23 protein-coding genes are annotated in these 23,276 nt (G+C 42.7%); 17 read left to right on the forward strand and 6 right to left on the reverse strand.

The window, feature by feature from the left end; translation table 11 throughout:
- Positions 1-4 precede the first annotated feature (4 nt).
- The 7 genes from CI957_RS03160 (at position 5) to CI957_RS03190 (ending at position 6,430) form a co-directional block, all read left to right on the forward strand.
- Complete coding sequence (locus CI957_RS03160; protein WP_096711700.1) at positions 5-718, forward strand: UPF0280 family protein; 714 nt, start codon at positions 5-7, stop codon at positions 716-718.
- Positions 719-1,074: 356 nt separating this feature from the next.
- A complete protein-coding gene (ftsZ, locus tag CI957_RS03165) occupies positions 1,075-2,235 on the forward strand; it encodes a cell division protein FtsZ (RefSeq protein ID WP_096711915.1) in 1,161 nt (386 codons plus the stop codon).
- Positions 2,236-2,304: 69 nt separating this feature from the next.
- Positions 2,305-3,783, forward strand: coding sequence for a dihydropteroate synthase-like protein (locus CI957_RS03170; RefSeq protein WP_128754201.1), 1,479 nt, complete (start codon positions 2,305-2,307; stop codon positions 3,781-3,783).
- Positions 3,784-3,794: 11 nt separating this feature from the next.
- Complete coding sequence (locus CI957_RS03175) at positions 3,795-4,247, forward strand: hypothetical protein (RefSeq protein ID WP_128754202.1); 453 nt, start codon at positions 3,795-3,797, stop codon at positions 4,245-4,247.
- Positions 4,248-4,293: 46 nt separating this feature from the next.
- Positions 4,294-5,484 carry an NAD(P)/FAD-dependent oxidoreductase gene (locus CI957_RS03180; protein WP_128754203.1) on the forward strand — a complete coding sequence of 397 codons (1,191 nt, stop codon included), beginning with the start codon at positions 4,294-4,296 and terminating at the stop codon, positions 5,482-5,484.
- A gap of 2 nt (positions 5,485-5,486) precedes the next feature.
- Positions 5,487-5,834: a gamma-glutamylcyclotransferase gene (locus CI957_RS03185; RefSeq protein WP_128754204.1), complete on the forward strand. Its 348-nt coding sequence runs from the start codon at positions 5,487-5,489 to the stop codon at positions 5,832-5,834.
- Entirely contained in the window at positions 5,831-6,430 is a 600-nt protein-coding gene (locus CI957_RS03190) for a TatD family nuclease-associated radical SAM protein (RefSeq protein ID WP_096711705.1), read from the forward strand. The genes CI957_RS03185 and CI957_RS03190 overlap by 4 nt, the downstream gene beginning before the upstream one ends.
- 13 nt (positions 6,431-6,443) lie before the next feature.
- Here CI957_RS03190 and engB read toward each other — a convergent pair whose 3' ends face one another.
- The 3 genes from engB to CI957_RS03205 all read right to left on the reverse strand — a co-directional run bounded on the left by engB (position 6,444) and on the right by CI957_RS03205 (position 9,995).
- Positions 6,444-7,067, reverse strand: a complete 624-nt coding sequence (engB, locus tag CI957_RS03195) for a GTP-binding protein EngB (RefSeq protein WP_096711706.1) — start codon at positions 7,065-7,067, stop codon at positions 6,444-6,446.
- Positions 7,064-8,041: a DHH family phosphoesterase gene (locus CI957_RS03200; RefSeq protein WP_096711707.1), complete on the reverse strand. Its 978-nt coding sequence runs from the start codon at positions 8,039-8,041 to the stop codon at positions 7,064-7,066. Before CI957_RS03200 ends, engB begins: the two co-directional genes overlap by 4 nt.
- 478 nt (positions 8,042-8,519) lie before the next feature.
- Complete coding sequence (locus CI957_RS03205; RefSeq protein WP_128754205.1) at positions 8,520-9,995, reverse strand: BatD family protein; 1,476 nt, start codon at positions 9,993-9,995, stop codon at positions 8,520-8,522.
- A 309-nt stretch (positions 9,996-10,304) separates the two neighbouring features.
- On the opposite strand from CI957_RS03205, the gene CI957_RS03210 reads away from it, so the two are divergent.
- The 8 genes from CI957_RS03210 (at position 10,305) to CI957_RS03245 (ending at position 19,918) form a co-directional block, all read left to right on the forward strand.
- Positions 10,305-13,052, forward strand: a complete 2,748-nt coding sequence (locus tag CI957_RS03210; RefSeq protein WP_096711709.1) for a UPF0182 family protein — start codon at positions 10,305-10,307, stop codon at positions 13,050-13,052.
- Between the two features lie 182 nt (positions 13,053-13,234).
- Positions 13,235-13,846: an FmdE family protein gene (locus CI957_RS03215; protein ID WP_096711710.1), complete on the forward strand. Its 612-nt coding sequence runs from the start codon at positions 13,235-13,237 to the stop codon at positions 13,844-13,846.
- Positions 13,839-14,864: a 4Fe-4S binding protein gene (locus CI957_RS03220; RefSeq protein WP_128754206.1), complete on the forward strand. Its 1,026-nt coding sequence runs from the start codon at positions 13,839-13,841 to the stop codon at positions 14,862-14,864. The genes CI957_RS03215 and CI957_RS03220 overlap by 8 nt, the downstream gene beginning before the upstream one ends.
- A 1-nt stretch (position 14,865) precedes the next feature.
- Complete coding sequence (locus tag CI957_RS03225; RefSeq protein ID WP_096711712.1) at positions 14,866-16,623, forward strand: formylmethanofuran dehydrogenase subunit A; 1,758 nt, start codon at positions 14,866-14,868, stop codon at positions 16,621-16,623.
- Between the two features lie 4 nt (positions 16,624-16,627).
- Positions 16,628-17,437, forward strand: a complete 810-nt coding sequence (locus tag CI957_RS03230) for a formylmethanofuran dehydrogenase subunit C (RefSeq protein WP_096711713.1) — start codon at positions 16,628-16,630, stop codon at positions 17,435-17,437.
- A gap of 9 nt (positions 17,438-17,446) precedes the next feature.
- A complete protein-coding gene (locus tag CI957_RS03235) occupies positions 17,447-17,836 on the forward strand; it encodes a molybdopterin dinucleotide binding domain-containing protein (protein WP_096711714.1) in 390 nt (129 codons plus the stop codon).
- Position 17,837: 1 nt separating this feature from the next.
- Positions 17,838-19,145, forward strand: a complete 1,308-nt coding sequence (locus CI957_RS03240) for a formylmethanofuran dehydrogenase subunit B (protein WP_128754207.1) — start codon at positions 17,838-17,840, stop codon at positions 19,143-19,145.
- A gap of 2 nt (positions 19,146-19,147) precedes the next feature.
- Positions 19,148-19,918, forward strand: a complete 771-nt coding sequence (locus tag CI957_RS03245; RefSeq protein ID WP_128754208.1) for a formate dehydrogenase accessory sulfurtransferase FdhD — start codon at positions 19,148-19,150, stop codon at positions 19,916-19,918.
- Positions 19,919-19,927: 9 nt separating this feature from the next.
- Here CI957_RS03245 and CI957_RS03250 read toward each other — a convergent pair whose 3' ends face one another.
- Both CI957_RS03250 and CI957_RS03255 read right to left on the reverse strand, forming a co-directional pair.
- On the reverse strand, positions 19,928-20,701 hold the full coding sequence (locus CI957_RS03250) for a DUF364 domain-containing protein (protein WP_096711716.1): 774 nt from the start codon (positions 20,699-20,701) through the stop codon (positions 19,928-19,930).
- Positions 20,702-20,710: 9 nt separating this feature from the next.
- Positions 20,711-21,502, reverse strand: coding sequence for a nicotinate-nucleotide pyrophosphorylase (locus CI957_RS03255; RefSeq protein ID WP_096711717.1), 792 nt, complete (start codon positions 21,500-21,502; stop codon positions 20,711-20,713).
- A 305-nt stretch (positions 21,503-21,807) separates the two neighbouring features.
- Between CI957_RS03255 and CI957_RS03260 the strand changes: the two genes are divergently transcribed.
- On the forward strand, positions 21,808-22,548 hold the full coding sequence (locus tag CI957_RS03260) for a Nif3-like dinuclear metal center hexameric protein (RefSeq protein WP_128754209.1): 741 nt from the start codon (positions 21,808-21,810) through the stop codon (positions 22,546-22,548).
- A 9-nt stretch (positions 22,549-22,557) separates the two neighbouring features.
- Positions 22,558-22,707, forward strand: a complete 150-nt coding sequence (locus CI957_RS10585) for a hypothetical protein (RefSeq protein ID WP_164909016.1) — start codon at positions 22,558-22,560, stop codon at positions 22,705-22,707.
- A gap of 1 nt (position 22,708) precedes the next feature.
- On the opposite strand, the gene CI957_RS03265 is transcribed toward CI957_RS10585, so the two are convergent.
- Entirely contained in the window at positions 22,709-23,236 is a 528-nt protein-coding gene (locus CI957_RS03265) for a tRNA (cytidine(56)-2'-O)-methyltransferase (RefSeq protein WP_096711917.1), read from the reverse strand.
- Between the last annotated feature and the right edge of the window lie 40 nt (positions 23,237-23,276).

The following is a 23,276-nucleotide window of genomic DNA, read 5'->3' on the forward strand; positions in this document are numbered from 1 at the left end:
AAACATGAAAGAACATTATCGTCTCAAGGAAACTATAGTTAGCATCCATGCAGATGATGTCAGCCATGTGGAAGCAGCCAAAGAAGCTATTGGCTTCCACAGGTCACTGCTTGAGAATTATATTCGAAGGGACCCTTATTTTCAGATTACACTGGAACCCCATTCATGCCCCAAAGATGCTCCTGAAATAGTCAGAAGAATGACAGATGCTTCATCTACAATGGGACTTGGTCCTATGAGTGCCGTGGCAGGCACGATTGCTTCACTTGCTGTTGAAGCAATGGTAGATGCAGGAGCAAGTTTTGCACTGGTCGATAATGGAGGAGACATAGCCTATGTAACAGACCGGCAGATTGTCGTAGGTATATATGCAGGAGAATCCGCCGTAAAGGATATTGGTTTTGTGCTTGAACCAGTTGACAATGTGACAGGTGTATGCACGTCATCGGGTACTGTCGGTCCATCGATTAGTTTTGGGATGGCAGATGCTGCAGTTGTTTTTTCCGAAGATGTATCCCTTGCTGACTCTGCTGCAACCGCTCTTTCAAATGCAACCGATCCTGGCAGGGAAGCTGTGGAAAAAGCATTTAAAGTTTTAGAAGGGATTGAGAGTATAAATGGTGCCCTTGTTGTTCAGGGTGAATATGTTGGTATGTGGGGAAACCTACCCAGGTTTAAAAAAACCCGTGTAAATTACGATTGTATCACAAAAGGGTGATATAAATGAATACCCTTATATACAACTATTTATAAATAATGAATCAGACAAAATGTAAGGATTCAGTCAGACCAAAAGTGGATGCTTGGCCGCTGAAAGTCGGACTTTATTCAAGCAAGTGTCGAACGCCTCAGGGCTACAATAACGAAAAAGATACAGTTCAATTTCCAAAGAACAGTTGGTACTGATCATTCACATGTAGCTTGGCGAAATCCCCGTCCGTAATTGAAATATGCGGACGGCATGAGAGAATAAATCGGAGATAGAGGTAAAGGTTTCTTCGCATATCGGGGATGCTGGATACCTTGTCATTACTTAGGAGATCGTAAAATCACGAATCATCAGAGGGGATGAATGTGCAGTCCATAGTGCAAGATGCATTGAAACTATCAGAACAGGAAAGAGAGTATCGCCAGAACTTTGAAGATGAAGAAGATTTTGAATTCGGGCTTCCCAGGATAACCATTGTTGGTTGCGGAGGCGCCGGAAACAACACCGTCAACCGTCTGTATAATATCGGTATCGAAGGTGCCGAAACTATTGCAATAAATACGGACAAACAACATCTTGATCACATACGTGCTGACAAGAAGATCCTTGTGGGTAAAACCTTAACTCGTGGACTTGGTGCGGGTGGCTTCCCGGAAGTCGGTGCCAAAGCAGCAGATCTTGCCCGTGGAACCCTTGAAGAAGTATTCAAGGAAAGTGACCTTGTTTTTGTAACTGCAGGTATGGGAGGAGGTACCGGTACCGGTGTTGCCCCCGTTGTGGCTGACATAGCAAAGGAACAGGGAGCAATTGTAGTAGGCATGGTCTCCAGTCCTTTCAGGGTAGAAAGGGCACGTGCTGTAAAAGCTGAAGAGGGAATAGAGGATTTCCGCCACGCAGCAGATACTGTTATTGTACTTGACAACAACAGGCTTCTCAACTATGTACCAAACCTCCCTATAGAGCAGGCATTTTCAGTAATGGACCAGCTAATCGCTGAAACCGTAAAGGGTATCACTGAAACGATCACACAACCATCTCTTATCAATCTGGACTATGCAGACATCCGTGCTATTATGGGATGTGGTGGCGTGGCCGTAATGCTTGTCGGGGAAAGTAAGAATCAGGATAAGAGTGAAGATGTAGTCAGGGCAGCTTTGAATCACCCACTTCTTGATGTCGATTACCGCGGCGCCACGGGTAGCCTTGTACATATTACCGGAGGACCGGATCTAAGTCTCAAGGAAGCTGAAGAAGTTGCAGCATCCCTGACATATGAATTGTCCTCAAATGCAAATGTAATCTGGGGAGCCAGAATTCGCGATGACTATGAAGGAAAGATTCGTGTAATGGCCATTATGACCGGAGTGCAGTCAGCACAGGTACTTGGACCTCAATATCAGGCCGATATTGTAGAAAAGAATACCGAATCACGTTATAAAAAGGTTCCAAACGGAAGCCGTCAGGTAGTCGAACCAATGAATCGATCTTCTGACAATGGCGGTTCTATTATAGACATAATTAATTAAAATCTGGAAAGATGCCTCAAAAGCATCTTTCACAGATACTTATTTTTAATATCCAACCGATTATTCCCCATGAAAATTCTTGTAGCTACAGGTCAGCTGGCGGAAAACACAGTTCGTCATGCGGTTGGTTCTGAGACAAGTGTACTTATTGTGGATACGGAAATAGCTGCTTTCATTACCCCACAAAGGTTAATTCATTCCTATGAAAACAATAATTTTAAACCCGGGCAATTTGATATGATCCTTATTCCTGGTCTTGTCCCCGGTGATTTCACAGAAGTTGCAAACAAAATGGGCTGCCCTGTCTACTTAGGTCCGAAACACGCCTATGACCTGGGTTACGCAATACGGTTTGCCGGAGATGTGCAATTTTCAGATAAAATCCCTGCATGTGAATTACTCAAAGATATACGCCAACAGGAAGCATACAAAAAATTGAACCAGATGGAAAAGAGTGCTTTTGCTCCTTTAATATTCAATGGTACGAAAATAGGGGGCAATTCCCAAATGAAAGTCATGGGCGAAATCGTTGATGCGGGAAATATGGATTGTGACCTTCTTCAGAGTAAAGTGGCAGAATTCACCCGTAAAGGTGTTGATATCATCGATCTGGGCATGGCCATTGATACACCCACTGAAAGTGTCCATGAGGCCATTTTCAATGCAAGAAAAATGACCGGACTGCCACTAAGTGTGGATACCCTGGACCCTGCCCATATATGTAGTGCAATTGAAGCCGGTATTGATATCGTCCTCAGCCTCAATGATACAAATATTGATGAGCTGGGAGACGAGATCGCTGCAAAGGGATGTGCTGTTGTGATTATCCCGGGCAGTGGCAATAAATATGATACATTGATGCAGAATATCAAACGAGCAAAGGAATTCGGAATTGAAAACATAATTGCAGACCCTGTGCTTGATCCAATTGGCCACGGATTTACATCTTCTGTAGAAAGGTACAGAAAATTCCGTGATACTTACCCGGACATCCCTCTTTTCTTTGGAGCTGGCAATGTTACTGAACTCATGGATGCTGATTCAATAGGTATAAATGCAACACTGTGCGGAATAGCACATGAGGTCGGCGCAGCCATTCTTTTCACACCCGAATATAGTGATAAAACCCAGGGTTCCATTGCCGAACTAAAAACAGCCTCTTCAATGATGAAACTGGCAGAGGAAAGGCACAGTTCCCCAAAGGACCTGGGAATTGACATGTTCATGATCAAAGAAAAACGAAAGCGACCGGATATTGATATGCCCGATAATGCAACTGCTGCAAAGAGTAGCCCCAACTGGCAACTGGATCCAGCCGGAGCATTCCATATAGGAATTGCACATATAAATGATGGAAAAAGGTACATCGTCGCAGAACATGCAAAGGAAACTATCATCGGTAAAAATGCTGCAGAAATACTGGACATGATAATAGATAAAGGACTTGTCACAAGCCTTGAGCATGCTGGTTATCTTGGAAGGGAACTGGAAAAAGCTGAAATTGCGATTGAATTTGACAGGAGTTATGTACAGGACGATGATTTTTAACAGGTGATATTATGAAACTTGATTCAAAAGATAAAAAGGAAATTGCTGACATATTGGCCGGGAAATACTTTTCGCAGAATGAATGGAAATGGGTAAACCTTGCAAAGGACATGCCCAGAATACAGAAAGCCTATGAAGAAATTAAGGATCAGTATGATTCCTACCCCTACATGAGCAAGGATTGGTATGTAGAAAATTCTTCTACGAAAAGCCTGCACATGTGTAGTCGCTGGGATGAACTCAGGGATATGGTTGATTTTTTGAATGCTTATGTAGAACAATTTGATTTTTTGGTCGGAGCAAACCACAAGATGCTGTGCATAAGTTCTACTGAAGAATTAAGCGACAGACAAAAGACAGCTATCTCCGAGGCCAGGAAACTCAGGTATACTGTTTTTGTATTCATTGCAAGAGTCCCCGATGAAATGGAATTCGAGCTGTCCCAGATAGGGGGCGGCATGTGATTGATGAAATAGGTTTATAAGCAATACCAAAGTAGCAATTATTCCCATGCATCCCGATGAAATATATGATGTGGTAGTTGTCGGAGCTGGTCCGGCGGGCACCACAGCTGCAATGTATGCCGCACAGGGCGGTGCATCCGTTTTACTGGTTGACAGGAAAAAAGACATAGGTGTACCCCTCCAATGCGGCGGGTTTATGCCCCATGCCGATACCCTGCAGGAACTTGTGCCCGATGCACACCTTCCCCACACCCTGCTTGATTATCCGAAAAATTGTGTACATTCCACCAGCACCTATCAGCGTTTTATTGCACCGGATGGCTATTCAAAGGGGTTTGAAGTAAAAGCCGATTCTATTGACAGGAGAAGGTTTGACAGATTCCTGGCATCCCGGGCAGCTGAGGAAGGCGCCGAGTTGATGGTGGGAACCAATGTAACAGATGTTAACGGAAATGCAATTGAAGTGGACGGGGTCTTTGGACCATCGACAATCAGGGGCAAAGTCCTGATAGGTGCAGACGGTCCAAATTCTATTGTTGCAAGAGCCCACGGTATGAAACGGGAACATGATCCAATGGGAATCGGAACTGCTTTTGAATATGAACTTGCAAACACCGCAGCGGACAGAGATGCCGTAGAGATGTATTTCGGAAAAAACTACGTTCCAGGTGGATATGCCTGGATTATTTCGCAGGGAGGAAACACTGCAAACATCGGTGTGGGTATCCGGGAAGTGCTTTTCGAGAAGAATATGTGTGCCCGGGATTATCTGGAAAAGTTCATGTACAAACATCCCATTGCCAGCGATAAACTGCAGGATGCAAGGATACTTTCCGTGGTTTCCGGAGTGGTGCCGGTAGGGGGTGCTCCCGAGAAAACTGTCTCAAACAATGCAATGCTTGCCGGTGATGCTGCAGGTCAGTTGATCGCTACCAACGGAGGGGGAATTCCCACGGCGATGATAGGGGGAAAACTAGCAGGAGAAACGGCTATAGAATATATTGCAGGTAAATGTGAACTCTCCATTTATGAAAGGAGATGGAGGGAGCAAATGGGACTGGAGATAAGAACTGCTGTTTATATCCGGAAAATGATGGACAACCTGATGAGATCTGACAGATTGATGTCAAAGGCCATACGGACGATCTCACCACAACACATGAAAGCAATACAGTGTGGCAAACTTCCCGATCCTGTGAAAAAAACACTCACAAAACTGAATTTCGGATTGGGTTAATCATGGATATTTTTGTGTATGGGACTCTTAAAAAAGGATTCTCCAATAATCATATAATCAGGGATTCTGTATTTATTGGAAAAGATATTACAGCTGATCAATATTGCATGTTCGATCTGGGTAGTTTTCCAGCTGTTGTGAACAATGGTAATTGTTGTAATATCAAGGGAGAAGTATATTGTATTGACAGAAATATGTTAAATAGCCTTGATATACTTGAAGGCAAGTTTTTCACAAGAAAAAAAGTAAAACTGGAAAGCAACAGAGAAGCCTGGATGTATTTTCTTGATAATTCTGCATGTAATACCTCTAACTTTCCTCTTATTCCCGATGGAGCTTGGAATAAATGAAAACTGATAAACCCTCTATATGCTATGAGGCCCATGGTAACCTGTACCTGAACATAACCAATCAATGCAGTGCAGACTGTTATTTTTGTATTCGCAACCAGGGAGAAAGATTATACGGATATAACCTGTGGCTTAAAAAAGACCCTTCCGAAAAAGAGATAATTGCAGAACTGGAAAAGCATGATCTGAAAAAGTATAAAGAGATCGTTTTCACAGGATTCGGAGAGCCTACAGCCCGTTTTGACGTGCTGCTTGCTGTCACCCGCTGGTTGAAAGCAAAGGGAACATATGTAAGACTGGATACCAATGGACACGGCCAGCTTATAAATCCCGGCATCAATGTGGTTGATTGTCTTGTGGATGCCGGATTGGATGCAGTTTCAGTCAGCCTCAATGCAGAATCCGCAGAAGTTTATGACAGGATTTGTAAACCATTCTACCAAAACTCTTATGCTGCTCTGCTGAAATTTGCGGAAGAATCAAAAAAAGCAGGCCTTTATGTACGTTTCAGCGTGGTAGATGTTCCTGAAATTGATACTGATAAATGCAGCCAGATAGCCAGGGACATGGGTGTGGATTTCCGCATAAGGGGCTAACAATACCCTATTTTCAGATATATTTTAGCAAGGAATCCCTTTTAGCCGAATGGATGCGCTTCCTTATAATAGAATTTAAGGCCTGCAAATCTCCTTTTTTAACACTTATCGGTGCTACCCTGTCAATCCACTGCCTCCATGGTGGGAAAAGCCCCAATCTTTCAATAATAGCATCGAGGACCCTATCTTTATCCTCTTCCCTGATCTTATCCATTTTATTTACAACTATCAGGGGTTCAAGATCCATTTCTGTAAAAAAATCGAATATTTCTATATCAATGGGAAGCTCGCCCCGTTGATCCCAGCGATCCACAACCTCAACAAAAGAACCTGCATCAACTACTATAGCAGCGATGTTAATCCGCTGATTTCCTTCTTCTATATAACGTACGATCTTATCCTTTACGATATCCTGTTTGCGCTCTTTTACACCATTCATAAATCCAAAGCCGGGAAGATCTGTAATCACTAATTCCCCTTTCTTCACATGAGTGGGTTTCAGGGTGACACCAGGTCTTTTGCCGACCTTTACTTTGCGTCCTGAAAGGGCTTTTACAATAGAAGATTTGCCTACATTGGAGCGACCGGCAAATACAATTTCAAAATCATTGTTTTTGGGAACTGCAGTAGGTTTCATAAATCTCCCTGCTTTGTCTCAGCCATATTAACTCTCCGGTCAAATTCCTGAAGGAATGCATCAAGTTTTTCTTCCGGAATACGGGCCCCGGCAGCCATTGGGTGGCCGCCGCCACTACCGCCATACTGGGGTGCAATATCTCGCAAAAGGAGGTTGATATCCACACTGCTGTTACGGGAGCGCAAGCTTAGATCATAAGCAGCTTTATTATTCCTGTGTTCGGCTGCAATCCCTATTCCTTTTCTTCCATAGGAGGCTGCATAGATTGCGGATTTGGAAAGGTAACCTTCGGGATCAAGTACATAAGCTACCGAATGAAGCGGATGGACCAACTCCTTTACACGTATCCTCAACTCTTCTTCAATTCTTGATGCTTTTTTTGCATAGGGGATGAGATTGGGTATTTCAGAAGGAATTAAATCAGTAGAAAGAGGGTCAATGATTTCTCTTTTAAAATCATAGTTTCTACCAACATATTGCAATGCCTGGATCAATGTTCCTGCCTGGAAATAGAGACTTCTTTTGTCCCAGTCCCTTGTCCATTTCTTAATTTCAGGAGTATTATCCCTGTAATCACCTATGGCACCATACACAGCAATCCTGCGGATATCCCTTTCCAAACGAGATTTAAAAACCTTGTATGTAAGTTCTGCGGCACATGTGTTCAGGTCATGGTGAAACCAGGGTTCATCCCAGCACATCCTTGGAAGAGGATGATGATCAATATAGGTAATATCTGTATGACTGGCAATATCATTAATCTTATTGTAGAGATTTACACATGAGCGTTCATCCACGGCTATGTCGCAGATAATGATATTATCATAATCTTCAGCCATATCAAGTCTATTATGCAGACTCACTGGACTGGTAAAATAGACCCTGGCATCAGGGTATGCACTTTTGGCTATGGCTCCCGAACATACTCCATCCGAATCACCATGTGTGAATATAATTGTATCAGTTTTTTTCATGTCTGTCCATATCAATATCACTACAATTATTAAAAATTGAGGGAATCATATATGATTTCCATTGTTACATTCACAAAATCTTTTATTAACCTCACCGAACCAAAGGAAGAAGTATTATTTGCCCCATTGATGGATTCGTAATCTGGTTTTACTGGTTCATTTATTTTGCAAGGCCATTGAAAACTTTCATGAAAGGATAACCGATTGATTAGTACCCAAACAGCAGTCCAGCTATAGGACTATTTGATTTTATTGTATAACCACTAACATTAACCTCTTCACCCCAATCGAGAGTATCTTCCTCCGGGTCTTTCTGATCGATATACTCTGCAGAAACTGCCATTGCAGCTATATTTACTGCAAGAAGGAAAACCAGAAAAAAGAAAAATCCTGAAAGACAAGGATGTGAAGTTGCGCTCCATACTATTCCTTCAATTTTTAGAGCAGGAGTCTCCTTCCGTAAGGGAGGGTAGTTGACTTATCGCTTTATCCCAAATACATATATTCCTGTTAATACGAAAATTACCATCAATGCACCAAATCCGGGTTGGACTTTGGTGTTTTCATTCGTTTCACCGGAACCGCCATTTGATTCGTCATCACTGAAAATACTATTATCGTCTCCACTATCATCGGATATTTGTGAATCAGCCTTGTTTGACGCATCAGTTGCTGCATCCTGGGTTGAAGTGTTGATGATATCAAATTGCAGGATATTGGAGACCCTTTCTCCTTTGTAATTTTCCATGTCGATAAAAGAAGCTCTAGCAGCTGGTACTGTGAAATTACCCTCATTTCCTGCACGAATAATATAATTGTAACTTTTTGATTTACCTTCTGGAATAACCTGATCCAGACTGGTTTCTCCTCTTACAAAGGTAACATCATCAGGTATTTCAGATACTGCCTTCACACTCGCATCCCTGTTACCTTTATTGCTTACCTTAACGGTAACTTTCACCTCATCAGAGGGTCTGATTGTTGAACTCTCCGTACTCTGCGTAATTGTTATTACTGGACCATCAACCTGAATTTCAGGTTGGTTAGATTCATATTCATAGATTTTCCCGTTAGATGCTTTGAAAGAAGCAATTGTAGCAGGCGCTTTGAATTCTCCTGATTTGGTGGGTTTCATTGAGTATTCGAAAATTTTAATGGTTTCTCCTGCATCAAGAGAAATATTCTTATTAAAAACTACATCATCAAGCAGTTCCATATGATCGATGATTTTATCTTTTACAGTAATATTACTCACTTCATAAAGACCATTATTACGTATTGAAACTAAAACCCGGGCCGTTTCATCCATATATATTTCTTCAGGTATGGATTTGGTTATCATTAACTCAACCTTAGGAGCAATTGTTACAGTTTCGATCTCCTCATTTTTATGCAAATCCCCGTTGATATCATATCCTTCTACTGTAGCAACAATATCTAAATCCGTTTCCTCCCACAGATGAGGAACCTTTAGAGTTAACTCGTATTCCTCTGTAGTTTCATCGATCTCAAGCGAAGATATGCTTTCTGTAAGGTCCCCTTCAACAACATCCATCCCTGCCGGGTCAACACTAAGCTGAACATCTTCAGCTTTCGCTGAACCATCATTTTTGATTTTCAATATAACTTCTATTTCGGCCTTGGAAGTTATACGGGGGTCGTATTCATCCCTATCTGTTTCGATACTAATGTCAAACTCAGGTTTCCCTCTATTATAGATACTAATTTCAGCGGTGGGATCTTCCATATTTCCAGTCCACTCATCAATATTAACCTTTACTTCATTCGCATGAACCCGTATATCTTTTCCCTCTTCAGTATCCCTGTATTCAAGATTATCGCCAACAAGCAGTGCTCCATGTTTCAAGGCTTGGCCATTTTTTGATATGCAGATATAGACGTATCCATTCTTTTGAAAATCCTCAGCAGTAATAGTATAACCATTATTCTCCACGGAATCTCCCCAATGAAGGGTTGCAGAATCGATACTTTTGTCCCACTCGATATCATCAAGTGTGTAAGCAGATGCTGTAGTGGCCCCAGCACATATTAACAGGAGGGATAAGAAAATTCTTGAATACATGGATATACCTCTTTATTTGTGGGAATGTATATAAGGCAGATTATATTTACTTTGTGTATTGGCTAAATGTACCAATATTCATATAATTATCCCAATTATGTGGGAAAAAAGGTTTATAAACATGCAACTTCTTCTCTAAATGAGACTTTTATATGAGTCAGGTTACTCATGGGGTTTATTATGAAAGATATGAAAATTATATTCCTGTTAATTCTGGCATTATTTTTGGGGATAAGTCCCCTGGTAGGAATTTACACGGATTACCTATGGTTTGATATGATAGGATATACATCCGTATTTACAACAATATTACAATGGAAATTAATTGCAATAATTCCCGGTTTTATAATTGCATTCTTATTTCTTTATATAAATGCAAAATTTGCAAGAGATTCGATTGATAAGATCCTTACAGAGAAGAACATTACATCAGAAAAAGTAGATTCCCAGATAATCCTGGTGTCAATTGTGGCTGTATCATTTATTTTTGGCCTCATATTCAGTGGAAACTGGAAAACTATACTGTTATATTTTAACAGTACATCTTTCGGATTAGAAGACCCCATTCTTATGAATGACATCGGGTTTTACGTATTCCAGCTACCTTTCCTTCATATGATAAGAGGCGTTTTTCTCGGTCTGACAATTCTTTCTCTAATACTGGTACTGGCTCTTTATTTTTACAGGCTTGAACCTTTATTCAGCTCCGACAAAATTGAAATAGAAGATTCTGAAGAACCTTATTTTTTGAATCAATCAATTGATTTAAAGCAAATTATGGATAAATTGCCTACAAAAGTTCTTGTCCATATTTCTGCAATACTTGCATTCCTGTTTGCATTAATTGCTTTTGGATTTTTCCTTGAAAGATATGAAATATTATTCTCCCAGCAGGGGGTTGTCGCAGGCGCCGGGTATACCGCTGTCAATGTAAGCTTGCCGATTTTCACCATTCTGACTGTATTGTCAGTGCTGACCTCAATTGCTTTACTGGCCAACGTCAAATTGAAAAACATAAAAATACCTTTTGTGGCTATAGCTCTTATAGCACTCTTTATAGTGGCCAGCTCTTTTGTACCGGGTGTTTATCAGCAATTCAAGGTCGAACCGACTGAAATCCAGCTTGAAGAACCCTATCTGGAATACAATATAAATTATACAAGAACTGCTTACGGACTTTCTGATATTGAAGAAAAGCCGTTCAAAGCCAATATGAATTTGACTTCATCAGAGCTGGAAGACAATTCAGAGGTAATTGATAATATAAGGATATGGGATCGGCGTGCCCTGGAGCAGACCTATAAACAGCTTCAGCAGATCCGAACCTATTATACTTTCAACGATGTTGATACAGACCGCTATCATGTTGAAGATGGATACAAGCAGTATATGATATCGGCCAGGGAACTGGATACCTCTCGCCTATCCCCTGAAGCCAAGACATGGGTCAATGAAAAATTGGTATATACCCATGGTTACGGGATGGTTATGAATCCGGTCAGTACAAAAACCGAAGATGGCAGACCTGAATTGGTCTTACAGGACATTCCTCCAAGAGGAGAATTTGAAGTTGATAGTCCAGGGATATATTACGGGGAAATCAACAGGGATTACAATATAGTAAATACCGGAAAGGATGAATTTGATTATCCAAAACAAGGGCAGAATGTATTTACACAATATGAAGGTAAAAGTGGAATACTACTGGATTCATTTGTAAAACAGCTGATATTCGCATATACCTTTAGTGAACCGAATTTTATCCTGAGCCAGTATATCGATGATGAATCCCGCTTGTTGTACCGTCAACAGATTGAGGACAGGGCACAGGAAATAGCACCATTCCTCGAATATGACAATGACCCGTATCCGGTAATCCATGAAGGCAAGGTCTACTGGATAATGGATGCTTACACTACGGCTAACAAGTATCCTTATTCTGAAACCTATTACGGAGCACAGTTTAACGGTATTAATTACATCAGAAATTCAGTGAAAGTTGTTGTAGATGCCTATGATGGAACGGTTGATTTCTATATGATAGAGGACGAACCGGTCGTAAATACCTACTCTAAGATTTTCCCGGATTTGTTTAAGTCATTTGATGAAATGCCGCAAGGCCTGCAAAAACATATCCGCTATCCCAAGAATTTCTTTAAGGTCCAGATGGACTTATACGAAAATTACCACATGAAATCTGCCCAAGAATTCTACAATAAAGAGGATTCCTGGCAAATACCAAGGGAAGTTTACAGGGGAAGCAGTATTGAAATGGAACCCTATTACATGGTCACCAAATTACCCGATGATGGTGGATTGGAATATGTGTTGCTGCAACCGTTTACACCCCGTAACAGAGAGAATATGATTGCCTGGATTGCAGCCAGATGTGATAAGCCAAACTATGGACAACTCAAGCATTACGAATTGCCAAAGGGAGAACTTGTCTATGGACCTACCCAAATTGAATCCAGAATCGATCAGGACCCTGATATTTCTCAGCAACTGACCCTCTGGGGTCAAAGTGGTTCCCGTGTAATTAGGGGAAATCTGCTTGTAGTTCCAATCGGTAACTCGATATTGTATTCAGAACCCCTGTTCATAAGTGCTGAACAGTCTGAAATTCCGGAACTAAGGAGAGTTGTTGTTTCTTCGGGACAAAGAGTTGTCATGGGGGAAGACCTGAAAGAATCCCTGCAAATGCTAGTTGAAGGCCGTGTTGACAGGGAAGAAGGAACCGATCAGCCGGAAGTATCCCAAACCTCCCGGGAGCTTGCACAAAAAGCACTGGACCATTACAATCAGGCCCGGGAATATCTGAAAGAAGGCAATTGGACCGGTTACGGGGAAGAAATAGATCAGATGGAAGATGTACTAAACCAGCTTTCCCAGAGCCTGGCTGAAGACAATTCCACAGCAACAGAATAAAAGGAAGAATAGCTTCTTTGCAGATAGTTATTGCAGCCTTTAGCAAGGCTGCATAGCCTCTTTTATGGTAGGTCTGCGGGTTGATGCACATCGATAATTATATATAATTTTCATCGCTATGTTCTTTAGGCATCCGGACGCTTATAAGCATCTCACCGGCCTTCTTTATTAGAGGTTTTTATATGGAAACTATGGATGAGATCCTAGAGAAGATAAAAGTGGAATATCCAGAACTATTTACACAGGTCGAAAAGGTCGTCCCATTCCACGGTTTTTTGAGCAGTGGTGCTTTAATAGGAATCCACATGCTAAATATTGCAAAAAGGGTACTTGATGTAAAGGAAGGAGAAAGGATATACGTTCAAAGTGAAACGTATAATTGTATACCGGACCCTTTTCAGATACTTGAAAGTGCCACAACTGGCAATAAACGTTTGAGAGTTCACGATACAGGAAAAATGGCTGTGATCGTGAACAAACAAGCTCCATCGGGAATTGCTTCTGTTAAAGGAGTAAGAATATATCTCGACCCGGAGAAGACTAAAGATTACCCTAAATTGCATGCCTGGTATATGAACACAAAGAAACTTCGCCACGAAGAAGTTGTTCCTGTGCTTCTTGAAGCCGGTGAGAATGTCTATTCCTGTGAAATGGTAGATATAGATGTGCCGGTAAAAAAGAAAAAGACAATAAAATTATGCCAGAAATGCAATGAAAGTTTTATTCAAAGAAACAATGAAGTTCTTTGTGATGCATGTAATGATAGCCAAACGGAGACTATACAATATGAATGAAACAGTGATTTCGACAAAGGACAACAAACAGGTGATATACATTCCTGAGAAGTGTATCGGCTGTGGAACTTGTGTCATGGTGTGTCCAAAAGAGACACTGGTCATCGGTTCAGTTGGACCGGTTGCCAGAGGACTCATCGACAAAGAGTTCCTGGAGACCAGACCGAACACATGTATAACATGTGGAATGTGTTCCAAAGTCTGTCCTACAGGTGCTCTTGAAATGAGAGAAGAGGGAAAGCCAGTAGAGGAAAAAACCTTCCTCATAAATGCTATTAAACCAACCACTGTCAATGATGATTGTGTACACTGCGGACTTTGTGAACAGGTATGTCCACAGGGTTGCATTGAAGTGAATCAGTGGCTCTCCAACGATAATGAAGCAAAAATAGATGGTACAACAACAATCAATCAGGAATGCTGTGTACATTGTGGATGGTGTGAATCCGTTTGTCCGGTTGATGCCATAGAAGTGGAGAAACCATTTGAAGGAACCTGGTTCAGGGACGAGGACATCTGCCAGGCGTGCCGTACCTGTGTGGATGTATGCCCATGCAATGCATTATTCAATCCGGAATGGGAAGCCGGGGAACGTGTTGACAAAGTAGCCCAGAGGCCGGATGCATGTATCTACTGTGGAGCATGCGCAGTTTCCTGTCCAGTACAGGCAATTGATGTCAGGAAAACTGCAATTACAGCTGAAATGGAAAAGAAGAAAGTATTCGAGAAAAAACTCCTCGACAAACCTTCCCCCGAGCCAACACTTACTTCCAAACTTGTCACCGACGAATATGACTGTCTTGGCTGCGGAAACTGTGTAATTGTCTGTCCTGTGAATGCCTATGCAAACAAAGAACTTGCTGCGGGGCACCTCAATAACATGGATGAAAAAGCATTGCTGGAAGTCAAGAACGGAGCAGTTAATATAATTGATCAGGACGTTTGTGGCTCCTGTGGCGCATGTGCCATGATCTGCCCGACAAACGCTATATGGCTGGAGAAGAGAGAGGTGGAATAATATGGCAGCTACTATTGCAATAAAAAATGGACATGTTTTTGATCCCCTCAATGAGATAAATGGGGACATCATGGACATCTATATCAAGGACGGAAAAGTAGTCCCTGAATTATCTGATGCGGAAATGAAAAACGCAAAGGTCGTTGATGCCACTGGTAAAACTGTAATGCCAGGCGGTGTGGATTCACACACCCATATTGCGGGTGCCAAAGTAAACTCCGGCCGTCTGATGCGGCCAGAGGACAGTTATAAGTGGAATCGTCCAAAGACCTCAATAACCCATGGCGGAACCGGGGAAACCGTACCTTCTGTATATCTTGAAGGATATGAGTATGCCCAGATGGGATATACAACAGCTTTTGAAGCTGCAGTCCCGCCTATGGAAGCACGTCACACCCATGAAGAGATGCATTCCATCCCAATGCTTGACATGGGAGGATACCTTGTTCTTGGTAACAACTGGTTCATGATGCGCTATCTCAAGGAAGGCGATCTCGAAAAGGCTGCTGCATATGTGGCCTGGATGATGAGGACACACAAGACCTATGGTATAAAATGTGTGAACCCTGCCGGTGTGGAGAACTGGGGATGGGGTAAGAATGTCAAATCCCTGGATGAGACCAACATCCATTTTGAAATTACACCAAGGGAAATCATCGAAGGACTTACCGAAGTCAATGAAATGCTCGGTATTCCTATGCCAGTACACCTGCACGCCAACAATCTGGGTCATCCGGGATGTTATGAAACAACAAAGGAATCCCTTACCATTCCATCAAAAGTCAAACCCAATCAGGATATGGGAGTAGAATGGGCAGAAACCAAGATCGATCCTACAAAGGATAAATCCATCTACCTGACTCACTTGCAATTCAATGCTTTTGGCGGAACATCCTGGAGAGACTTTGAATCCGGTGTGAAGGATATTACAGATTATGTTAACAGTCAGGACCATGTGGTAATTGACAGTGGTAGTGTACCTTTCGGTGAAGCCACATGTATGACCGGTGACGGTCCGTCTATTCATGATATCGCAGTCCTTACAGGCGGTAAATGGTCCAACTGTGATGTAGAACTTGAATGTGGTTCCGGTGTATGCCCGTTCACATATCTTAAGAGCAACCCCGTACACAGTGTCCAGTGGGCAATGGGACTTGAATCTCTGCTTCTGATCGATGATCCATGGAAGACCATCATGACAACCGATAATCCTAACGGTGGACCATTCACCAAATATCCGAATGTCATGACCTGGTTGATGTCAGAGGCTTACAGGAATGAAACATTCAACGAAGTCCACAAATGGGCAAATGACAGAAGTACACTCGGTGGTGTCAGCCGTGAACTGTCGCTCTATGACATTGCAACCATTACCCGTGCCACTCCTGCAAAGACCAATGGTATGGCACACAGGAAAGGAAGTCTTGCTGTTGGAGCAGATGGTGATGTAACCATTTATGATATCGATCCAACCAGGTTGGACGTTACAGCCAACTACAATGACCTGCTCACCAAATTCAGGTATGCCGATTATACTGTCAAGGGTGGAGAAATTGTAGCCCATAACGGCGAGATAATGTCGATTCCCGAAAGAAGGACCTACTACAGTGACATAAAGGTCGATGCAAACGAGGAAAAGAAGATGCTTGAGGACGTGAAGGATTGGTTCAGGTACTACACCCTTGGTTTCGAGAACTATCCGACACCTGAGAAATACCTCGTCAACCCAACCCCCATCAATGTAAACATGGAGAAGTGATGTCATGACAGAGGTAGTACTTACACCAAACACTGAAATTGATATTAAGATCGAAGCCGATGTAATCAAACCAGATGAGTTTGCAGGCAAGAGCAAGGAAGAAATTGAGCAGTTGATTGTCTGGCAGGGACCGGACAAATTGCCCTTGAAGAATTTCTTTGATGTGAAAGGTCAGGGTGGAAGCTCTGCTGAAGAGACTTCCATTGTGATTAAAGGGGATGTAGCCCGCGTAAAAATGATCGGAGCGGAAATGACCGCCGGTAAGATCACTATACAGGGTTCCATCGGCCTGAAAGTCGGAGCTGAGATGAAAGGCGGCGAAATTGTCGTAGAAGGGGATGCAGATTCCTGGGCAGGAACCGAGATGAAAGGCGGTTTGCTCCATGTAAAGGGCAACACAGTCGATCACCTGGGATGTGCCTACCGCGGCAGCTGGAAAGGAATGACCGGTGGTCGTATCGTTGTTGACGGAAATGCCCAGAGCCAGATCGGCGGAGGATTAACTGGTGGCGAGATCATCGTTAACGGTAATGCCGAAAATTTCTGTGGTATACGCCAGTCCGGTGGTCTTATTGTCATCAGAGGAAATGCTATACGTGCAATTGGTGCCGAAATGAGCGGTGGGACAATTGTGGTCGAAGGCCATATTACCAATTTCACTCCCGGTATGCAGTATGAAGACGAGCAATATGATCTCTGTTTCGAAGACATCGAATGTGGCGGAGTATTCAAAAGATTCACAGGTGACTTTGCCATATCCAAAAAACCAAAAGGGATCCTGTATGCTGGCAAGGAAGCAAACCTGGAACTCTGAGGTGATATTATGAAAGCATTACTAAATACCGGAAGTACAATTTACGAAGGACAATTTGCCAAGGGTGGCGAAAAATATTCTGAAGGTTACATGAAGGAATGTGCCCTGTGCTGGATCTCCCCCTTAGATTTTGAAGAACTGGGATGTCCTGAAAAGGTTAAAGTAACCAGCATGGATGGTAAACATACCGTAGCTGTATACACAAGATGCACTGACAGGGTAATGTGCGGTAACATATTCATGCCCCGTGCTATCTGGTCCAATGTGGTAATCGACCCACACACCTTCTCCACAGGATCACCGATCTACAAGGGAAGTCCTGTAGATATAGAACCCACTGACGAGGAGGTTCTTACAGCCGAGGATATTGTATTGAAAGTATATGCAGGAGGTAAGTGAAATGTTCAAGAACATATTCTGTCCCGTCTGTGGTGCTTCTTGTGATGATGTACAGGTTGAACTGAAAGATAACAGCATCACTGTCAAGAACGCATGTAAGATGGGCAATGCAAAGTTCCAGGAGGTCGTAAGCGACCACCGTATCAAAAAACCCATGGTAAAAAAAGATGGGGAATTCGTGGAAGTCAGCTGGGAAGAAGCCCTGACAAAGGCCGCAGAAATTCTCGCAGCATCTAGAAAACCCATGCTCTTTATAGGAAGTGAAACCTCCTGCGAAGCCCAGGAAGTTGGTCTGCATATAGGCGAATATCTTGGTGGAACAGTAGACTCCAATGCGACAATCTGTCACGGCCCAACTGTAATGGGTATCCAGGAAGCAGGATGTGCCGCAGCAACTGCGGGTACAAAAAAGAACCGCAGTGACGTAAGCATCTACTGGGGTACCAACCCACTGGAATCCATGCCCAGGCATATGTCCAAGTATGGTATTTTCCCCAGAGGTTACTGGACCAAGAGAGGACGTTTCGACAGGAAAGTTATTACTGTAGATCCAAGAAGAACCCCTACAGCCGATGCTTCAGACCTTCATGTCCAGCTCAATCCCAACAGTGACTATGAACTGTTCAATGCTCTTTTGACAATCCTTAACGGCAAAGAGCCTCACCATTCCGTTGAAAAAGTAACCGGTGTTCCGATTGCTGTCATGGAAGAAATGGCGGACATGATTCTCGATGCCAACTTTGCCAGTTTCTCCGTTGGTCTGGGTGTAAGTTCATCATATGGAAAACACCGCAACATCGAAATGGCGCTTAACGTGGTCAAAGAACTGAACAACAACCACGGTACTAAAGCCAGTATCGGTGCCCTTCGTGGTCACTGCAATGTTGCAGGATTCAACATGGTTGCATCCTATCTCTACGGTTATCCCTTCGGTCTTGATTTCACACGCGGCTACCCCAGATACAACCCCGGTGAAACCACCTGTGTGGATATTCTCAGGGAAAAGGACACGGATGCGGCAATGGTTGTAGGTGCCGACCTTATGGCACATACTCCGGCAGACTGTGCATCCTATCTTGCAGAAATTCCAATGGTATGCATAGACATTGCTCCAGGCCCAACACCAACTGCAGCGGATGTAATACTGCCTGGTGTAATTGATGCCATGGAATGTGACGGTACATTCTACAGGCTGGACAACGTGTCTGTCTACTTCAAACCCTTCACGTCCTCTCCCTTTGACTTTACGAAAAGCAATGAGGATACCCTCAAACAGCTTTTTGCCAAGGTTAAGGAAATGAAGAGCTAAGTATGAATGAAAAAGATTGGCACTTCGATAATAAACCGGAGACAGAGATTACGTGGAAAAAGGAGGAGCGGGATGATACCGCTCCTTACATTTCCATAAAATGTATCGAAGTGAAAGGTGAATCTTGCCCTGAAGAAATCTATGTGGATGTTGTGATTGAGGAAAATTATGAAGTTTTCCTGAATGGCAACTTCATATCCTCTTTTTTGGCAAGTCCCAGACAACTCAAGGAAATGGCCGCTGGCCACCTCATATGTGAAGGACATATTGAAAATATTGACCAGATCATTTCTATTGTTATAGATAAAAATAAGTTGTTCTGCAAAACAAAACCATCATCCTTAGATAAGACCACTCCTAACCCTGAAATGAAGGTCAAAAGCAGTACCCTGTTCGATCTTATCGACTACATTTTTGAAAAGGGCAAGATCTGGAGGCGTACCGGTGGTGCCCATTCGACTGTAATCGCAACATCTAAAGGAGAAATCCTCACATTTTGTGAGGATGTCAGCCGGGCATCAGCAGTTGATAAAGCAATCGGTAAAGCTGCAATGGGGGGTGTGGAACTTGATAACTGCATAATGGCAACTTCTGGCAGATTGTCCGTTACAATGGTAGGAAAAGGCGTCAATGCCAGAATTCCCCTCATGGTAAGTAAAGCTGCACCAATGGATAAGGGAATCAGGCTCGCAAGACAAAATAATATGACGCTTGTGGGATTTGCACGCAGGCCCAATCTTTACATCTATTCCAATCCTGAGCGATTGATCTAAGGATAATATTTACTGAACAAAAGATATCTTTGTACCACAATTTCTGTGAAGCTGCTTTGTCCCGCCAGCCTGGCTAACTATTCTTAACATTGTTGGTGCATCATCAATTCTTGTACCCATTACAGCAGTAAAGCCTTCCTCAAAGAAAGGTTCTGGATACAGGGGAGTAGTAGGTCCAAGCAGAATCGCGTTAGATGCCTGGCTTACTGATTCCATCAAAGGACCAAGGGAGTTGTTCAAAAGAGTGGTACCTGTGATTATAGCAACATCTGATGATGCTATTGTTTCTTTCAGCTCTTCCTCGGGTACAATGGTTATCCTTTCATCTTTTATTGGCCTTTTTTCCGCCACATAAAGGGTTGAGGCTTTTTTTAGTATACCGGGAATCATGGGGGCAAAATGGCCCACCATTGCTACCCTGTCATTATTTTTAATAATATCCAATACACTGGTATCTGACGATTCGTAAGAAGAAATCTCTTCCCCGGTTTTTTTGATGAAAGCATTGAGTGCACTGGTCGCAACTGTTCGTTTTAGGGAATTGGATGATTTACCCATCTCAAGAACCCGGGGCAAAGGGTTATTATGAATTTTACCTGCGGATGAAAGGATTTCACAATGGGCTGATTGAGGAATCTGAGTTGCAGCAACACCGCCGTGGATACCAATTCTGGCACCACTGTAAACCACTCCCAGAGATATTTCATCTACAATGCTTTCAGGAAAAGTATCAGCATTTTCTTTAGCAAGCCTGTCAATCAATCCGGTTAGTATATCACCCATTGGAACACCTCAAATTCTTTCAATTCTGGTGGTCAGATCAAGAGGTTGAGCATAATAAGGTGCAGTGGAGACAATAATATCCACATAAGGAGCATATTGCGGAATCTCATCCGATTTAATACCACCCACAGCAATCTCAAGGCCGGGATTTATTGTTTTAAGTTTGGTAACAAGCACAGCCATTTCTTCGGGAGAATAATGATCAAGTAACAGGACATCGGCAATTTCAGCGTATTTGAGTGCTTCGTCATTATCACGTGGTTCTATTTCTATTTTTTTCACTGCCTTGAGATTCTCAAAAGAATCTGCCACATCCAGATGGTTCTGTGTCACAAGAATGGAATCACTCAAGGAATTACGGTGGTGAGTTCCTCCGGCTACCTTTACTGCCTTTAATTCGTATTTCCTGAATCCCGGATGGGTTTTGCGACTTGTGGCAATCATTATATCGGGATTTTCTTTTCTTGCAGCCTCTACGAAATTATGAGTCCGCGCTGCAATCGCACATACTATTGAAAGGAAAGTCTGAGAGACACGCCAGAGTTTGAACAATATTCTGAGGTTTCCTTGTGCGGAGAATATTACAGCCCCTCCTTCGAAATATTCACCGTTCTCAACCCTGTAGGTCACATCCAGTCCTTTGTTTTTGTAGAATTGTTCCAGATCATCAGCACATGCTCCAATTCCCTCATCCCGTGACAGAATGTTCAGGGTACCTCCACCATTTATCTGAAGCAATTCTGTGGTTTCATCCCCGTAAGGACAGTCTTCCTGCAAGTAATGTTCAAAATTCTCTATCATACTAAACCAACCTTTAATTTACGCCAGCCTTTCAAATCCTAAGTGTATAAAAGTTCCTGGACATCCCTCATTTTGCCAGCTGCATAGAATATAACACTTTCCGAATAGAATAAAAAGGTTTGGAGACTACCGATAAATGATGCATGTAACGATTTTTAAGAGAGGTAACATCTATTCGGCCAGTGTTTTTTCCGACAGAGACAATCGGCTATTTCCTATGCGTTATGTACATACATACATATCAATAAAAAGCTATCGATCTAAAACCCGACAGTTTAATATTGGGACAAATTAATTTCAGAAATATGAACCTTTCAGAAATTGTCAGAAAATTGGAAGTAATTGCACCTCCTGAACTTGCAGAAAAATTTGATGAAGGCAGGATTGGATTGACGCTGGACCTGAAAAATGAAGTTAATCGAATAGCTGTAGCCCTGGATCCTACTGAATATACGCTTAACCGGGCAGCAGATATTGGAGCAGACCTGCTTATTACACACCATACCCTATTATTCCATTCGATTAATTCAATATCCTGCAAGCTGGCCACAAACCTGAAGATCGCGCTGGATAACAATATTTCCCTCTATGCAATGCATACCAACTATGACCGCGCAGAAGGAGGAGTGAATGACATTCTTGCTGAAAAGCTGGGTCTTAAAAATATTGAGAAACTGGACATGGGATGTATAGGAGAAATGGATCCTGTCTCGAAGGATGTTTTCATCAATCACGTGTGCAGGTCCCTGAACACCCATGTACAATACGTCGGTGAAAAAGAGATGATTTCCAAAGTTATGGTCTTCGGTGGGAGTGGATTTAAAGGACCTTTTCTTGATATTGCTAATTCAATGGAGGTAGATGCCTATGTGTCCTCCGAACTCAAACATGATGTGATCCGCAGTTTTACAGATATGCTGCTGGTGGATGCAACCCATTATGCCACCGAAAATCCTGCAATGCAAGCACTTGCAACCCGTTTGGAAAATGACCTGGGTATCGACACCGAATTTATTGACCACAATCCCCTGATACGCACTTCCTGAAGTGATAATATGGGTTCAGATGAAATATCGGATGATGAACTGGAAAACATGCTTGCAGAATCATCCAGAAAAAGGGATCGCAAACACCGGGGATTTGGTGGATACGAGCGCAATAAGATATACAGGGGTGCCGAGGTAAAGGACAAAAAGGAAGACTGAATCAGGGATTTTCGATTATTTTCTTCCCGTGATCCATTGGTACAACATGAAGTTGTGCATCTTTAAATTCATTCTTCAAGGGCTCATCTTCTGCGATCCTGTCCAGAGTAACAGCTACAGCGGCCACTTCTGAATGAGGCTGGTTACCCACCGCAACATTCCAGTCAGCCAGTTCATAGACCTCAAAGGGGACTTTTTCCGCACCGACAACGATCATGAGTTTTTCACATTCCTGCATAGACGCAACGGCATCTGGCAGATTGATACCATACATTGAAAGATGGCAAACCTTCCCGCCTTCTGATTTCCATTTTTTAATCTCGGTCTTCCATTTTACATCATTGCGGATATAAAATTCTCCTCCCCAGCGTTGGCACAGCTGGGTCACGCTCCGGGTAATAGAGGGATCGTTACTTGCAAGGAGTATCCCTTCAGCACCGAAAGCCCTTGCTGTAAGGGCCACGTGGGTTGTGATACGTTTATCTCTTTGAGGCCTGTGTCCCAGACGCAGTATTACAATTCTTTTCATGGGCAAAAATAGGAAAAAGGATATTAAAGCGTAATGGCCG

The organism is Methanohalophilus sp. WG1-DM (assembly GCF_004104135.1).
In the GTDB taxonomy this organism is placed as follows: Archaea; Halobacteriota; Methanosarcinia; order Methanosarcinales; family Methanosarcinaceae; genus Methanohalophilus; species Methanohalophilus euhalobius.

Bases quoted from the DNA above. Each gene is read 5' to 3' on its own strand.
- CI957_RS03160 (WP_096711700.1), top strand. From the start codon at position 5: ATGAAAGAACATTATCGTCTCAAGGAAACTATAGTTAGCATCCATGCA.
- CI957_RS03170 (WP_128754201.1), top strand. From the start codon at position 2,305: ATGAAAATTCTTGTAGCTACAGGTCAGCTGGCGGAAAACACAGTTCGT.
- CI957_RS03175 (WP_128754202.1), top strand. From the start codon at position 3,795: ATGAAACTTGATTCAAAAGATAAAAAGGAAATTGCTGACATATTGGCC.
- CI957_RS03180 (WP_128754203.1), top strand. From the start codon at position 4,294: ATGCATCCCGATGAAATATATGATGTGGTAGTTGTCGGAGCTGGTCCG.
- CI957_RS03185 (WP_128754204.1), top strand. From the start codon at position 5,487: ATGGATATTTTTGTGTATGGGACTCTTAAAAAAGGATTCTCCAATAAT.
- CI957_RS03190 (WP_096711705.1), top strand. From the start codon at position 5,831: ATGAAAACTGATAAACCCTCTATATGCTATGAGGCCCATGGTAACCTG.
- engB (WP_096711706.1), bottom strand. From the start codon at position 7,067: ATGAAACCTACTGCAGTTCCCAAAAACAATGATTTTGAAATTGTATTT.
- CI957_RS03200 (WP_096711707.1), bottom strand. From the start codon at position 8,041: ATGAAAAAAACTGATACAATTATATTCACACATGGTGATTCGGATGGA.
- CI957_RS03210 (WP_096711709.1), top strand. From the start codon at position 10,305: ATGAAAGATATGAAAATTATATTCCTGTTAATTCTGGCATTATTTTTG.
- CI957_RS03215 (WP_096711710.1), top strand. From the start codon at position 13,235: ATGGAAACTATGGATGAGATCCTAGAGAAGATAAAAGTGGAATATCCA.
- CI957_RS03220 (WP_128754206.1), top strand. From the start codon at position 13,839: ATGAATGAAACAGTGATTTCGACAAAGGACAACAAACAGGTGATATAC.
- CI957_RS03225 (WP_096711712.1), top strand. From the start codon at position 14,866: ATGGCAGCTACTATTGCAATAAAAAATGGACATGTTTTTGATCCCCTC.
- CI957_RS03230 (WP_096711713.1), top strand. From the start codon at position 16,628: ATGACAGAGGTAGTACTTACACCAAACACTGAAATTGATATTAAGATC.
- CI957_RS03235 (WP_096711714.1), top strand. From the start codon at position 17,447: ATGAAAGCATTACTAAATACCGGAAGTACAATTTACGAAGGACAATTT.
- CI957_RS03240 (WP_128754207.1), top strand. From the start codon at position 17,838: ATGTTCAAGAACATATTCTGTCCCGTCTGTGGTGCTTCTTGTGATGAT.
- CI957_RS03245 (WP_128754208.1), top strand. From the start codon at position 19,148: ATGAATGAAAAAGATTGGCACTTCGATAATAAACCGGAGACAGAGATT.
- CI957_RS03250 (WP_096711716.1), bottom strand. From the start codon at position 20,701: ATGGGTGATATACTAACCGGATTGATTGACAGGCTTGCTAAAGAAAAT.
- CI957_RS03255 (WP_096711717.1), bottom strand. From the start codon at position 21,502: ATGATAGAGAATTTTGAACATTACTTGCAGGAAGACTGTCCTTACGGG.
- CI957_RS03260 (WP_128754209.1), top strand. From the start codon at position 21,808: ATGAACCTTTCAGAAATTGTCAGAAAATTGGAAGTAATTGCACCTCCT.
- CI957_RS10585 (WP_164909016.1), top strand. From the start codon at position 22,558: ATGGGTTCAGATGAAATATCGGATGATGAACTGGAAAACATGCTTGCA.
- CI957_RS03265 (WP_096711917.1), bottom strand. From the start codon at position 23,236: ATGAAAAGAATTGTAATACTGCGTCTGGGACACAGGCCTCAAAGAGAT.